Raw genomic sequence first — 14,202 nt, forward strand, 5'->3', positions numbered from 1 at the left:
ATAAATTCAGCTGGGAAGTACGCTGCATAATATTAATCCGAAATAATCTGAATGGCTTAAAAGAATTTTTCGAACTCACATAAATTAAAAATGGTAACCCGAATGAATAAATGCTGTTCGTTCTGGTTACCATTTTTAATTTTACATTATTATTAATGACCAATATTTATACCCATAGCATGAATATTATAATCCGGAGAGGAGTAAAAGCAGATTTGCCCCAGGTTTACGGGCTTATTCAGGAACTAGCCGAGTACGAACGCGCGCCCCAGGAAGTAACCAATACCCTCGCCGACATGGAAGCAGATGGTTTTGGCGAAAACCCGGTTTTTGAGTTTTTTGTGGCCGAAGCAGAAGAAAAAGTAGTGGGTATTTGCCTGTACTACATGGCTTACTCTACTTGGAAAGGCAAAATGCTGTTTCTGGAAGACTTAATCGTAACCGAAGCTTACCGCCGCTACGGTTTGGGTAAAAAGCTGTTCGATGCGTTTGCCCGGCGGGCCCAGGAACTCGGCGCTAAGCGCCTGAAGTGGCAAGTGCTGGAATGGAACGAACCCGCTATTACTTTCTACAAAAAACTAAACTGTAACCTGGATGCCGAATGGATTAACTGCAATATGAATGAGCAGGAAATTGCGGCGTATGTAGAAAACCTTTAGCTACTAGATAATAACCATAAAACTTTAACAAAGAGTAATTCCGTAGCATATATTTAGACTATAAAGTAAACTAGAAAGCCTTCCTGGTCAGGAAGGCTTTCTAGTTTAACAGGATAAAACAGCCAAAACTAATCTACTACTTCCAGCAACGACTCAAAAGTTACAAACTGATTGGGATAACGGCTGGCGTGCTTGGCTTGTAGGGTTGGAGCGTAATCTTGCTGGTATTCTTCAAAATCGGCCATGTTGCGGCAGAAATATTGTACGGCGTAGGTTACCCCGCCGGTATCAGCTTCCTCAGTAAGCATGCGGGCAATCTGATATTTTACAAAATAAGTAGTAGCCATTACTTCTGGTATGTGGGTTTCTTTCATCCACGTTAACCATTCTTCGGCCACGGCATTGTCGATACTAACAGTAATGTTATATAAAAGCATGTATGGTTTTACTCTTTAATCCTCAAGATAATATTTACTTAATTTAAAACAAAACGCTGCCAAGGTAGGCAGCGCTTTTGTTTTAACAATTATATTAATAAAAATAGTTTATTTCCGGAAAGCCAGGGGCACGATTACTTTAACTCTAACATTGCGGCCCATGTTGTAAACGCCCCGGCGGCCGGTAGCCTCGTTTACGGCGGTATATTTCAGGCGGCTCAAATGGTTCTGGTAAGCCATATCAAAAATATTATTCACCGACAGGTACACCGAAAGCAAGGTTAACTTGCGGCCGTTAGGTACATCTAAACCAGCACCGAAGTTTAGCAAGGTATAAGCCGGCGTAGTTGTTTCGGTGTTGTAAGCTGAATATATTCTGTTTTGCCGGAAATTATGTTCCAGTTCCAGGCGGGTAAACCAATTGCGTACCAGGTTGCTGTTGGCCCTAAAATTTAAACGTACTTCCGATTGCAGCCGGGGTGCCGGAATAAAAGGCAGGTTCCGGGTAGAATCGGGTTGGTTTAACTGGATGCCGCGCACCAGCGAAAACGTATTTTCGAAGTGCAGCCAATCGAGCGGGTGCGGGTGAATATCCATGCCAATCTCGAAACCGTAAAGGCGGGCATCGCCCTGTACGTATTTAAAGGTAGCCGCCGGATCGGCGGGGTCGCTGATGGAGTCGCTGCCAGCTACGCTGCGCAGTTTCTCGGCGAAAATATACTTGTCAATATTATTATTAAACCCATTTATATCCAACGTTATATGGTCGGTGTCCAGGCTCAGGCCGGCATCTACCTGGAAACTGGTTTCGGGTTTTAGGTCGGGGTTGCCAACTTCGTAGCGGACGGTGCCTTCGTGGCGGCCGTTAGAGGCCAGTTCCGAAATATTGGGTGCCCGGAAACCACGCGCAATATTTAACTTACCCGAAAGTTTCTGCGAAAAATCGACGGTAGCACCCACCGACCCGGAAATATTAGAAAAATTTCGCTTAAAAGCTATAAATTTAGTTTGCTCAATCTCGGCCGGACTAGTAGTAGGTTCGCTATGATCGTTTAAATACAGCGCATCAGAATCTACAGATCGCCGATCGTAGCGCAAGCCACCGCTCAGGTGCAGGTTACCAAAATCTTTGCGGGTGAAGCCAAAAACGCCAACATCAGCCAGACGATATTCCGGAATCAGAAATTCTTCACCGCGGTTCTGGTTAGTTTGCTGCATGCCGCCCAAGCCAAAAGTGGTATTCCAGCCAGCCGCTTCGGGTAAAAAATATTTTAAGTCGTAGCCCAGCGTTTGCAAATCAAAAATAAGCGAAGCTTCGTCTTCGTGGCCCGCTTCACCCTCATGTTCGTGCTCGTGTTCGTGCTCATGTTCATCTTCGTGATTACCGTGGTCGTGGCCAAATTCCTGGCGCAGGTTACGTTGCCAATCCAGGTTTAAGGTTACCCGCGAAGCACCCAAAATAAAGTTATTCTGCGAAGCAAAACGCAAATGGTTTACCTGCTGCCGAGGGTCGTTCAACTCGTAGCCTTTCAAATCATCCGAAGTTACGGCTACTTCCTGTTCTTCACCGTCTATTTCGGCCAGCTTCAGGAAATTGCCTTGTAAATCGCGTTCGCCTTCTGTTAATCCTAAATTTTGGTTAAAGCTACTAAAGTTCAGGTGCGAGTAGCCCCAGCTTTTGTTCAGGCCCACGTAGCCGTTCAGGTTTAATTCGTTAAAGCCCGAATTATATACCCGGCCATCGTAACGGTTGCGGTAATTGCCGGCAGCTTTCTGGCTCAGGCGGGTTTGCCAGTTAAAGCCATTCAGGTTACCAGCGTTCATCAGGGAGTTAGCAATTAAACCATTATTGCTTTGGTAATTGCCGGAGTAGGAACCGGTTATTTTGCCTTCTTCCACGGGGTCCGGCGAAATAAAATTAATAACGCCGGCCATGGCATCGGAGCCGTACATAATGCTGCCGGGGCCTTTTACGATTTCGGCGCGGTCCACCGAATATTCATCGATCTCAATGCCGTGTTCGTCGCCCCATTGCTGGCCTTCCTGGCGCATGCCGTTGTTTAGCGTAACCACCCGGTTGGCGCTTAAACCCCGGATAACCGGTTTGGCAATGGCTGCGCCCGTAGTAACCTGCGATACACCCGGTGTATGGGCAATAGCATCGATAATATTATTACCCGCCCGACGGCGGAGTTCATTGGGGCCAACTACGGCCGTAGGTACCGGATTACGGCGCTTTTCGGTAGAGGCCGATACCCCGGTTACCACCACCGTACCCAGTTCGGTAACCGATGGGGTTAAGGTTTGGTCTAAAGTTGTAGCACCCGAAATAACCACGGTTTTAATAATCGGGCTGTAACCAATTAATTTTACCTGTACCAGAAACCGGCCCCGCGGCAAATTATTTATACTAAAGTGGCCCAGTTCATCGGTAGCGGCACCTTGCCGCAAATCGGGTAGGTAAACCGAAACGCCTATTAAAGGTTCCTGGGTGGTATTGTCGGTAATAAGGCCGCTCAGGCTGTTCTGACCAAAAGCGGCAACAGAAATAAATATTAAAAATATAGAAAAACTTAATTTCATGAGTATAATATATTGCCAGCCATCGCCAGTAGCTGCTAAAAGCTATGGGATTGCTCTTTAAACGATAAAGATTTTGTAAAAGATGGAGCCTAAAAAGTTGTATGATAAATAGATACGCCAATTATTGCCTTACATAAAACAGGCAGTAATGGTAAAATCTAAATAAAACGTATTAGGCCAGAAGAGCAGGCAGAGAAGGGGGGCCGCGCAGGCAAATTGTATTCGGAAAAGTAAATTTCCAGATACTGTTAAATTTATTCAGGTAAGTTTTGGCTGGCTTAATCACAACCAGCCAGCTAACAGTAGGAGGTAAATGGTAAAAGCTGCTGTCGAATAAGTGCTCTACCGGGCAGTGAATGTGCTTTTCGCCTAACTGGTGTTTGGCGGCCGGATGATTTATTTTTACTTCTTCGGTGTGCGTGTGCCGGTGTAAGGCCAATACCAAACTATCGGGTACCAGTACCCGAAAGAATACTGCCAGCAGGAAAAAAGAAATAAATTTGCTGTAGACCGACACGTTAGAAAATTATACAACACAAATGTAATCCATTGCTTCAACGTAAGCAAATAGGTTGCAGGTACTAAACAGGTTAAGATATTTACAAAATAGCCTTTATGGTCGCAAATGCTGCCAACCTGTCATTATTTAGCCGGTATAACTTAACTGGAATAACTTTTGAGTTGCCGGAATAAAGAGAATTCAAAACCAAAAAATATAGATAGCATTACTATGGAAGAAAGAGGCAATATCTCCATTCATACCGAGAATATTTTTCCGATTATTAAGAAGTTTTTGTACTCCGACCACGAAATATTTTTGCGTGAGCTCGTTTCCAACGCCGTGGATGCTACCCAAAAACTAAAGCGTTTATCGGCTATTGGTGAGTACAAAGGCGAACTCGGCGATCTGAAAGTAAAGGTAAGCGTGGACAAAGAAGCCCGCCAGATTATTGTGCGCGACCGTGGCATTGGGATGACCGCCGAAGAAATTAAAAAATATATTAACCAGATTGCTTTTTCGGGTGCGGTTGAATTTGTGGAAAAATACAAAGACAAGCCGGAGCCGAACCAAATAATTGGTCAGTTTGGTTTAGGTTTTTACTCGGCGTTTATGGTGGCCGATACCGTAGAGATTGTTACGAAATCGTTCCGGGAAGAGGCAGAAGCGGCGCACTGGGTTTGCGATGGTAGCACCGAATTTACCATTACCTCTGCCGATAAAGAAGACCGCGGTACAAACGTAATTTTAAATATTGCCGCCGATTCGGATGAGTTTCTGGAAGAAGCCCGCATTCGGACCATTCTGAATAAATATTGTAAGTTTTTACCGATTGAGGTAGAGTTTCAGGACGAAGTTATTAATAATCCAAATCCTATCTGGACGAAACAACCATCCGAATTAACCGACGAAGATTACCAGAATTTCTACAAAGAACTGTATCCGTTCTCCGAAGCACCTTTATTCTGGATTCACCTGAACGTAGATTATCCGTTTAACCTGACCGGTATTTTGTACTTCCCGAAAGTGAAAAACGATTTTGAGCTGCAGAAGAACAAAATACAGCTCTACAGCCGCCAGGTATTTATTACCGACGAGGTGAAAGATGTGGTGCCGGAATTCCTGATGTTGTTACACGGGGTTATCGATTCGCCGGATATTCCGCTGAACGTATCGCGCAGCTTTTTACAGGCCGATGCCAACGTTAAGAAAATCAACACCTACATTACCCGTAAAGTAGCCGACAAACTGGCCGAAATATTCCGCAACGACCGCGAGGGCTTCCAGCAAAAATGGAGCGACATTGGCCTGTTTGTAAAATACGGTATGCTCAGCGACGATAAATTTTACGACAAAGCCAAAAATTTTGCTTTGCTACAGAACGTAGAAGATAAATTCTTTACGCTGGATGAGTACAAAGAATACGTGCAGGCGAATCAGCAAGATAAAAACGATAACCTGGTATTGCTATACACCACCGACGAGGAAAAACAACACGCTTTTGTAGAAGCCGCCAAAGACCGCAGCTACGATGTGTTAAAGCTGGATAACATGATCGACAGCCACTTTATTGGCATGTTGGAGCAGAAACTCGAAAAAACCACTTTAAAGCGTGTAGACTCCGAAACCATTGATAAGCTGATTGAGAAAGAAACGACACAGGACACCATTCTGACCGAAGAAGAAAAAACTTCGCTAAAAGAAGTTTACGAAAAAGCCATCAACAACCAGCACATGCACGTTAGCATCGAGCCGTTGTCGCCGAACGATTCGCCGGTAATTATTACCATGCCCGAGTTTATGCGCCGCATGAAAGACATGAGTCGTACCGGAGGCGGTGGCGGTATGATGTTTATGGGCAACATGCCCGATACGTATAATGTAAGCATCAACGCCAACCACCCGATTAACAGCCGCATTTTAAAAGCGAAAGACGAGAACAAAGAAATTATTGCCAAACAGGCTTTCGATTTAGCTTTGTTGTCGCAGAACATGCTTACCGGATCTGCCTTAACCGCTTTTGTAAAACGCAGCGTGGAGTTAATTGAAAAAGAATAGAACCATTTTTTAGTTGTTGTTTAAAAGAGGCAGAAGCAATTCTGCCTCTTTTGTTTTTAAAGTAATATTTAAACCTTAATTTCTCCGGAACTCATTCGGGGTGCTGGTTGTATTGTGGAAATACTTTTTATTTACATCTTTACGTTTCTTCATAGGAGCGTTAAACAACCCGTAGTAGCTTAATGGTTTTTACCAGAAAATTTCTTCTGATCTGTGTCGGCCTGTTGTGGCTTTTTTCGTGCAGCAAGCGCAACTACAACGTAGATGCCGAAACTGCTATAGATCTGCCGGACGAAAAAACCGGCTTGTTTAAGAAAAGATCGGAACCCGTAGCCTTAGCCGATACCGCCAAACCCCAGCTTAACGTAGCCATTGATACCACGGCGCTGGCTAATGCTAAGCACAAAAACAAAAAGCGTAAAAAGAAGAAAAAAGAATTTCTGGGTTACCAGGTTAAGAAAGGCTTTACCAAAACCGGTAGCGGTAAAAATGCCACCATCGAAATATTTTATTACCTGCCCAAATACGTAGAACCCAGCCAGTACGCGCCGGCCAAATATTATTATAGTATCCGCCGTAAACGTATTTTACGGGGTACCCCAACTAAACTTTCGGATGCCCGCATTCCGCACGGGCCTTACAAAAAGCTGGTGGGCAAGCAGGTTGTAACCGAAGGTTACCATTATTTGGGTACCCGCCATTTGCGTTGGGAAACCTACAACCGCAACAATATTTTACTTACCAAAACCCACTACGAAAAAGGATTTCAGCGCGATGCCATTATTAATTATTACGATGCCGCTAAAACCAAAATAAAAGAAGTTATCCCTTATTCCGAAGGCAAAATTCACGGCGAGTACGTGTCGTTTCTGGAAAACGGCCTGAAAGCCTGGGAAGGACAGTACGAAGCGGGCAAAAAAGTAGGCGTTTGGATAGAATATTGGCCATTCCGGAACCGTAAACATTTTGAATATCAGTACCCCGAGGCAGCCGATGCGGAACCCTTTGAACCTTATTTGCTACGGGAGTACGACCGCCACAGCACGCTTATTTACGAACACGGTAAATTAGACAAACGTCCGGCGGCCAAACAATAAATTTATTGCTGCCTGCTGCTGGCAACGGTAAATTGCTGAATAGTAGCGCCAAGGCTTTTATTTATTAAAATCATATTTCTTCTTTTCCGGAAGATGTAAAAAAACTATTCACAGAAGATGTTAATGAAAGGCATCTTCGATGTGGTAACAGGAATATTCATTTCCTGAAGTAGTAACCGCAATTATATCAAACCTAATATCGTGCGGCCAGTTTATTTGGTGAATATATTCTTCGGCCGCTTCCTGAAATAATTCCACTTTTCGCCGGCTTACAAATTCTTCCGGATAGCCATATTTAAGCGTAGAACGGGTTTTTACTTCTACAAACACCAGCAAATTATTTAATCGGGCAATTAAATCTACTTCGGCCCTTTTGTAGCGAAAATTTCGGGCCAGAATACTATAACCTTTCTGGGTTAAAAAACGAGCGGCCATTTCCTCGCCGGCAAAGCCTGTTTTGTTATGTTCTGCCATTAATCAAACGTTTTTCTGCGCCTCAGCAATGCTGTAATACGGTTGAAAATCATATATTTTAACTGCAGGTAACTTTTATTTTAATATATGTTGTTAATTTTACCCGATTTTTAAAATGAGCGCCATGTTACAAAATATTAATCCGGTTACAACTAATGCCTGGAAAACGCTGGAACAACATTATGAAGTAATGAAAAGCAAACACATGATAGATATGTTTGCCGTTGATCCGAACCGTTTCTCCAAATATTCGCTGCAGTTCCGGAATATGCTCGTCGATTATTCCAAAAATATCATCAACGACCAAACCCTGGAGGCGTTGCTGGCTTTGGCCGAAGAATCGCAGTTGAAAGATGCCATTGAAAGAATGTTCAGTGGCGAAAAAATAAATTTGCGCGAAAACCGGGCCGTGCTGCACGTAGCCTTGCGTAATTGTTCTAACGACCCAGTTTACGAAGATGGTGAAGACGTAATGCCGGCCGTAAACCAGGTACTGGAGCAGATGAAAGCTTTTTCCGATAAAATTGGCGCGGGCGAACTGCTGGGCTACACCGGCAAACCAATAGAAAATATCGTAAATATTGGTATTGGTGGATCTGACTTAGGGCCTTACATGGTTACCGAGGCTTTAAAACCGTACCAGCGCGAAAATTTAAAATTATATTTTGTATCGAACGTAGACGGTACCCACATTGCCGAAACCCTGAAAAAGGTAGATCCCGAAACTACTCTTTTCATGATTGCCTCTAAAACTTTTACCACCCAGGAAACCATGACCAACGCCGAAAGCGCTAAAAAGTGGTTTCTGGAGCACGCTAAAAATGAAGCCGAAGTAGCCAAGCATTTTGTAGCCATTTCTACAAACCTGGAGGCGGTTAAAAAATTCGGGATTGCCGAAGAAAACATGTTTGTTTTCTGGGATTGGGTGGGCGGCCGTTATTCGCTTTGGTCTTCTATCGGGCTTTCCATTGCCTGTGCTATTGGTTTCGATAAATATAAAGAATTACTGGAAGGCGCGCACGCCATGGATCAGCATTTCCGGACGACGCACTTCGATAAAAATATTCCGGTATTACTGGCGCTAATTGGCATCTGGTACGTAAATTTCTTTGGTGCGCACACCGAAGCTATTTTGCCTTACGACCAATATATGCATCGTTTCCCGGCTTATTTCCAGCAAGGCAACATGGAAAGCAACGGCAAGTACATCGACCGCGATGGCAACCAGGTTACTTACAGCACTGGCCCAGTAATCTGGGGCGAACCTGGCACCAACGGTCAGCACGCTTTCTACCAGCTTATTCACCAGGGTACCCAATTAATTCCCTGCGATTTTCTGGCGCCGGCTATTAGCCAAAACCCAATCGGCGATCACCATGCCAAATTGCTGTCTAACTTTTTTGCTCAAACCGAAGCTTTAATGAATGGCAAAACTTTGCAGGATGTAATTGCCGAACTAAAAGCCGATGGATTAACAGACGAGGAAATTCAGGAACTGGCGCCTTTTAAAGTATTTACCGGCAACCGGCCTACTAATTCCATCCTGTTCAAAAAGCTCGATCCTTTTACGCTGGGCAGTTTAATTGCCATGTACGAACACAAAATATTTGTGCAGGGTGTTATCTGGAATATTTTCAGTTTCGACCAATGGGGCGTAGAATTGGGTAAGCAATTGGCTAAAAAAGTACTACCCGAGTTAGTTAACGACGACGAAATACAAGCGCACGATTCCTCTACCAACGGCCTGATTAATGCGTATAAGGAGATGCGAAAATAATTTTAATTAATATACCAGGTTATTTGCCGCTAAGAAACTATTTATAATAACAGATAATTCCTTAGCGGCCAATAACCTGCTGCTTTTACTGCTACCCTATTTATAAGTGAATAACAGATTAAATAAAGAAATTAACTTTATTCAGTTAAACCAGATTGATTACCAGGAAGCCTGGAATTATCAGGAAAAACTTTTTGCCGAAATTGTTGACCTTAAAATAGCCAACCGGAAATTAACGCCCGCCGAAGAAATAACAACGCCTAATTATTTGCTGTTCTGTCAGCATCCGCACGTATTTACGCTGGGCAAAAGCGGTTCTGAAGACCATTTATTGCTTAACCCAGTTGCATTAGCCGAAAAAGAAGCAACTTTTTATAAGATAAACCGCGGCGGCGATATTACTTATCACGGTCCTGGCCAGGTAGTAGGTTATCCTATTCTGGACCTCGATAATTTTTTTACCGATATTCATAAGTATTTGCGCTACCTGGAGGAAGCCGTAATATTAACCTTAGCCGAGTACGGTATAGCAGCCGGTCGAATTGAAGGCTTAACCGGCGTTTGGATCGACTACGAAAAGCAGGAAAACCCCCGGAAAATTTGCGCCATGGGCGTGAAGTGCAGCCGCTGGGTTACCATGCACGGCTTTGCCTTAAACGTAAACACCAATTTAGATTATTTTAATTATATAGTGCCCTGTGGTATTCCGGACAAAGCCGTAACTTCTATAGAAAAAGAACTGGGGCATTTGGTTGCATTGCCCGAGGTTGAGCAAAAACTGCTGAAGCAGCTGGCGCAGCTTTTTGAAGCAAATATTAAGGTAGGAAGCAGATGAAAAAGGATATTGATTTTGAACCCGTAGAAGGCGTATCTATTGCCATTGCCACCTCTGAGAATGAATTTGGCCAGCCTGTTTGGAACGTATACTTGTTAAACAACAACGCCGAATACCTGGATAATGTATTGGTAACCTCCAAAGGCTATGGGTCTTACCAAAACGAAGAAATTAAAACCTCGGTTTTACGGCACATGTTTGAGCAGGTAGAACCCAAAAGCTTTGTTAAAATTGAACCCATTGATCCGGCCATTTTTCATATTTATAACGAGTACTGGGTAAGCTATTACATTGGCCGTAAAATCTACGATAAGAAGTATATTTTTGTGCCTGATTCTATTATAGAAAGTAACCTGATTGATATTGCTATGCTAAATATGCGGGGCGTTTTGCATAATTAAAGGAAGGTATAGCTTTATTTTGTAAACTTTTAGAGAACTAAGAGTAAAATAATTATAGAATTAAGAATTTGTCTTAAATTGGACTTTTAAAAGGCCCAGACTTTTGAACAAAGTAAAATATTAAATAACGTCAGGGTTTTAAGTTTATTTTAATTTTTGGCACATTTTTTTCTTGACGTGAAGCATTTTTAAACCACCAAGGGTAAAAATACTTTGTTACTGCATTTATGATTCAACTGGTCCTTTCTTTTTGCTGGTCTTTTCTGGTGGCCTTGTTTGCTGTACCTTCTATAATATACGTAGCGCATCTTAAAAATATTCTCGATCAGCCTAACAAACGGACGGTACACGAATCGTTAACGCCTCGTTTGGGCGGCTTGGCCGTGTTTGCGGGGTTTATGTCGGCGCTTACCATTTTTGGTAACTTAAATAACGGCGTGCAGCAATTATTAGCTGGGTGTATTATTTTGTTTTTTATTGGTTTAAAAGACGATTTGGTAACTATTTCGGCTTTTAAGAAATTTATTGTGCAGTTACTGGCTTCGGGGGTAGTTATGGTTATAGCCGATATCCGGATAACGAGTTTTCAGGGAATATTTGGCATTAACGAACTACCGGTAGGGGTAAGCTATGCTTTTTCGTTTTTGGTTATTGTGGGTATTACCAACGCTATAAATTTAATCGATGGCTTAGACGGGCTGGCTGGTACCATGGTGCTGATTATAGCATCAACCTTCGGTTGGTTTTTTTATCAGTACGGCGGTCCGCTTTTCGAGAACTTTGCTTTTGTTGCCGTGTGTTTATTGGGCGGTATTATGGGCTTTTTGCGCTATAACTTTCATAAAGCTACTATTTTTATGGGCGATACCGGCTCGCTGGTGTGTGGGTTTATTATTTCAATTCTCACCATTCAGTTTATTGAAATGCGCGCGGTACCTTCTTCGCCGTCAGTGGCCCTGGGTATTTTATTTGTGCCTTTGTTCGATACCTTGCGGGTTTCTTTAATCCGGATTTCCAAAGGCATTTCTCCTTTTTCGCCAGATAAAAATCACATTCATCATTGCATATTGGGCATGGGTTTCCGGCAAATAAGTACCGTGGTTATCCTGGCTATTATTAATATATTTGTAATATTATTCGTAATCAGGTTTGCCGATTTAGGCAATCAGTACATTATTACGGTGCTGTTGGGATTCTCGGTTATTTTAAGCATAATTTTAGGTGTTTACAGGGTTAAAAGAACGCAAACCGTTACTTAAAATTAAGTTAGCCATTAGGCTGAGCGGGCTGTTATTTCTTTTTCTGTCCTCTTTAAATTTGTTTGGGCAAGCCAAGCTGCCGCCAGTTAAGTTTAGCTACACCAACCAGCTTAATTCCGATTGGCTCATTTATCAGCCCCAAACCAGTCAGTTTTCTTTATATATTCCGGAATACCACGGGCAGGTAGGAGCACTTTACCAATGGGTTAACATCCGGCCCGATAAACCTTTTCGCATAAACTTTACCGCTAAAAAAGATTTATGCATATTCCTGAACAACAAACTAATATTTGCCGCCGATTCGGCGGCCACTTATGCCCTGGACCTGGCAGACCTGGTAGTTACAAATAAGTTAGGGCAGGCGCAAACCAGCCGATACCTGCTTTGTCTTTGGCATCCTACCGAGCAACCTAACCTGAGTACCTTCCGGAACGAGGGCGATATTAAAATTTCGGCCACTTCTCCACAGCAAAAAAATACCATCGTAAACCAGTACCGGAGCAGCCTGAATTACAATGCTTTTATAATATTTTTGCTGTTGATTGGCTTAATTTACGGCTGGCTGCGCACCACTTATACTTCCGACTTCAGAAGCTTATTTAGTTTAAGTAATTTTTTGCGACGCTCGGCATTGGATGAAGGTTTTCTGGCCAAGCCTATTAGCAGTTGGTCCAGTGTAATATTTATTATAGCCTTTGCGCTTTCGTTTGCGCTTATTATTGTGGCTATTCATACCAATATTCAGAATATTGTAATATTTAACCGGTTGTTTTCTGTATCAGAAGCCGATATTACTTCTAAAATATTGTTTTATACCATTCTCATCTTTTCTTTTATCTTATTTAAATATTTATTCCTGAGTGTAATGGGTTATACCTTTGATTTAACCGCCCTGGTGTCTTTGCAATACCGGGAGTTTATCAGGACTTTGCTGTTCTTTGGCATGTTTTTGCCGCTTATTATGGTGTTGTACCTGGCCCTGAATACCACTATGCCCCAAACAGTATTGCTAATTTCTACCTTAGCCGTATCGGGCATTCTGATTATAACCGTTTTAAGAATTTTCTATACTTTAAATAAAAAAGTCTCTCTTAGAAATTTGCATTTATTTTCGTACATTTGCGCCACGGAAATAATACCATTAATCATTTTACTAAAACTAATAGTATTTAATTATTAAAACATTGTTTTGCCACCAGGTAAACCACGGTTTTAGTTTGATACCCAAGTAGAATATGGCTGCGAATCCAGATCGGCATAATAAGAAAATAACCAGTATTCTGGTTACCCAACCTAAACCAACCAACGATAATTCTCCTTATTTAGCCATTGCCGAAAAGTATGGTATTAAGGTTGATTTCCGGGAGTTTATTCAGGTTGATCCTGTGCCTTATAAAGAATTCCGGAAAGATAAAATTAATATTCTCGACCATACCGCCATTATTTTTACTAGCCGGAATGCCGTGGATCATTTTTTCCGTATTTGCCAAGAAAGCAAAATAGAAATGCCGGCCGAAATGAAGTACTTCTGTATTTCGGAGCAAACCGCCCACTACCTGCAAAAATACATTGTGCTGCGTAAGCGCAAGCTTTTTACCGGCGAAAGAACCGCCACCGACTTATTTGATGTAATTAAAAAGCACAAAAACGAGAAATTCCTTTTCCCGTGCTCCAACATTCGTAAAAACGATATACCGGAATTTATGCGGGAAAATAACCTGCATTTTACTGAAGCCGTTATTTACAAAACCGTGCCCGCCGATTTATCGGACCTGGCCGAAGTGAAATACGATTGTCTGGCATTTTTCAGCCCTTCTGGTATCCATTCTTTGTTTATGAACTTCCCTGACTTTGTGCAGGGCAACACCCGTCTTGCTGCATTTGGCCCAACTACTGCCCAGGCTGTAATTGATGCCGGTTTAGAACTGGATATTGTGGCACCTATGCCCAATGCCCCTTCCATGACCGGAGCAATTGAAATGTATATCAAAAAACATTTCCCAAATATATAGTATCATACTTAGTTTTTTTTCGTACCGTTGCTAAGTAAAGGATATTACGCTGGTGTGTGTAGATAAGAGATTTGGTGTAAGTTTCTAAGATAATTTTAGAAATTTATACCA

13 protein-coding genes are annotated in these 14,202 nt (G+C 42.5%); 9 read left to right on the plus strand and 4 right to left on the minus strand.

Annotated elements, in window-relative coordinates; genetic code table 11:
• Positions 1-155: 155 nt before the first annotated feature.
• Positions 156-659, plus strand: a complete 504-nt coding sequence (locus tag F0145_RS11995; RefSeq protein WP_223816007.1) for a GNAT family N-acetyltransferase — start codon at positions 156-158, stop codon at positions 657-659.
• 128 nt (positions 660-787) lie between these two features.
• Here F0145_RS11995 and F0145_RS12000 read toward each other — a convergent pair whose 3' ends face one another.
• From F0145_RS12000 to F0145_RS12010, 3 genes are all read right to left on the minus strand, one after another.
• The gene (locus tag F0145_RS12000) at positions 788-1,096 is read right to left on the minus strand and encodes a DUF4286 family protein (RefSeq protein ID WP_150088656.1); all 309 of its coding nucleotides are present in this window, start codon (positions 1,094-1,096) and stop codon (positions 788-790) included.
• 108 nt (positions 1,097-1,204) lie between these two features.
• Positions 1,205-3,679: a TonB-dependent receptor gene (locus F0145_RS12005; protein WP_150088657.1), complete on the minus strand. Its 2,475-nt coding sequence runs from the start codon at positions 3,677-3,679 to the stop codon at positions 1,205-1,207.
• 172 nt (positions 3,680-3,851) lie between these two features.
• A complete protein-coding gene (locus tag F0145_RS12010) occupies positions 3,852-4,196 on the minus strand; it encodes a hypothetical protein (protein WP_150088658.1) in 345 nt (114 codons plus the stop codon).
• 213 nt (positions 4,197-4,409) lie between these two features.
• Here F0145_RS12010 and htpG point away from each other — a divergent pair, with 213 nt between their 5' ends.
• Together htpG and F0145_RS12020 are read left to right on the plus strand one after the other, a co-directional pair.
• The gene (gene htpG, locus F0145_RS12015) at positions 4,410-6,236 is read left to right on the plus strand and encodes a molecular chaperone HtpG (protein ID WP_150088659.1); all 1,827 of its coding nucleotides are present in this window, start codon (positions 4,410-4,412) and stop codon (positions 6,234-6,236) included.
• 182 nt (positions 6,237-6,418) lie between these two features.
• Complete coding sequence (locus F0145_RS12020) at positions 6,419-7,333, plus strand: toxin-antitoxin system YwqK family antitoxin (RefSeq protein ID WP_150088660.1); 915 nt, start codon at positions 6,419-6,421, stop codon at positions 7,331-7,333.
• 120 nt (positions 7,334-7,453) lie between these two features.
• Here F0145_RS12020 and F0145_RS12025 read toward each other — a convergent pair whose 3' ends face one another.
• Positions 7,454-7,807, minus strand: a complete 354-nt coding sequence (locus tag F0145_RS12025; protein ID WP_150088661.1) for a YraN family protein — start codon at positions 7,805-7,807, stop codon at positions 7,454-7,456.
• Between the two features lie 124 nt (positions 7,808-7,931).
• Between F0145_RS12025 and pgi the strand changes: the two genes are divergently transcribed.
• The 6 genes from pgi (at position 7,932) to F0145_RS12055 (ending at position 14,091) form a co-directional block, all read left to right on the plus strand.
• Positions 7,932-9,584, plus strand: a complete 1,653-nt coding sequence (pgi, locus tag F0145_RS12030) for a glucose-6-phosphate isomerase (RefSeq protein ID WP_150088811.1) — start codon at positions 7,932-7,934, stop codon at positions 9,582-9,584.
• Between the two features lie 106 nt (positions 9,585-9,690).
• On the plus strand, positions 9,691-10,419 hold the full coding sequence (gene lipB, locus F0145_RS12035; RefSeq protein ID WP_150088662.1) for a lipoyl(octanoyl) transferase LipB: 729 nt from the start codon (positions 9,691-9,693) through the stop codon (positions 10,417-10,419).
• The gene (locus F0145_RS12040; RefSeq protein WP_150088663.1) at positions 10,416-10,820 is read left to right on the plus strand and encodes a hypothetical protein; all 405 of its coding nucleotides are present in this window, start codon (positions 10,416-10,418) and stop codon (positions 10,818-10,820) included. The genes lipB and F0145_RS12040 overlap by 4 nt, the downstream gene beginning before the upstream one ends.
• Before the next feature lie 227 nt (positions 10,821-11,047).
• Positions 11,048-12,079, plus strand: a complete 1,032-nt coding sequence (locus F0145_RS12045; RefSeq protein WP_223816009.1) for an MraY family glycosyltransferase — start codon at positions 11,048-11,050, stop codon at positions 12,077-12,079.
• A complete protein-coding gene (locus tag F0145_RS12050) occupies positions 12,042-13,259 on the plus strand; it encodes a DUF4271 domain-containing protein (RefSeq protein ID WP_223816010.1) in 1,218 nt (405 codons plus the stop codon). The genes F0145_RS12045 and F0145_RS12050 overlap by 38 nt, the downstream gene beginning before the upstream one ends.
• 55 nt (positions 13,260-13,314) lie before the next feature.
• Entirely contained in the window at positions 13,315-14,091 is a 777-nt protein-coding gene (locus F0145_RS12055; protein WP_150088664.1) for a uroporphyrinogen-III synthase, read from the plus strand.
• Positions 14,092-14,202 lie beyond the last annotated feature (111 nt).

The organism is Adhaeribacter rhizoryzae (genome assembly GCF_008629685.1).
Lineage (GTDB): Bacteria > Bacteroidota > Bacteroidia > Cytophagales > Hymenobacteraceae > Adhaeribacter > Adhaeribacter rhizoryzae.

What these genes read in the sequence shown, in the direction of transcription:
- htpG (WP_150088659.1), top strand. Translation starts at nt 4,410, where the DNA reads ATGGAAGAAAGAGGCAATATCTCCATTCATACCGAGAATATTTTTCCG.
- F0145_RS12005 (WP_150088657.1), bottom strand. Translation starts at nt 3,679, where the DNA reads ATGAAATTAAGTTTTTCTATATTTTTAATATTTATTTCTGTTGCCGCT.
- pgi (WP_150088811.1), top strand. Translation starts at nt 7,932, where the DNA reads ATGTTACAAAATATTAATCCGGTTACAACTAATGCCTGGAAAACGCTG.
- F0145_RS12040 (WP_150088663.1), top strand. Translation starts at nt 10,416, where the DNA reads ATGAAAAAGGATATTGATTTTGAACCCGTAGAAGGCGTATCTATTGCC.
- F0145_RS12055 (WP_150088664.1), top strand. Translation starts at nt 13,315, where the DNA reads ATGGCTGCGAATCCAGATCGGCATAATAAGAAAATAACCAGTATTCTG.
- F0145_RS12025 (WP_150088661.1), bottom strand. Translation starts at nt 7,807, where the DNA reads ATGGCAGAACATAACAAAACAGGCTTTGCCGGCGAGGAAATGGCCGCT.
- F0145_RS12020 (WP_150088660.1), top strand. Translation starts at nt 6,419, where the DNA reads ATGGTTTTTACCAGAAAATTTCTTCTGATCTGTGTCGGCCTGTTGTGG.
- F0145_RS12000 (WP_150088656.1), bottom strand. Translation starts at nt 1,096, where the DNA reads ATGCTTTTATATAACATTACTGTTAGTATCGACAATGCCGTGGCCGAA.
- F0145_RS11995 (WP_223816007.1), top strand. Translation starts at nt 156, where the DNA reads ATGACCAATATTTATACCCATAGCATGAATATTATAATCCGGAGAGGA.
- F0145_RS12045 (WP_223816009.1), top strand. Translation starts at nt 11,048, where the DNA reads ATGATTCAACTGGTCCTTTCTTTTTGCTGGTCTTTTCTGGTGGCCTTG.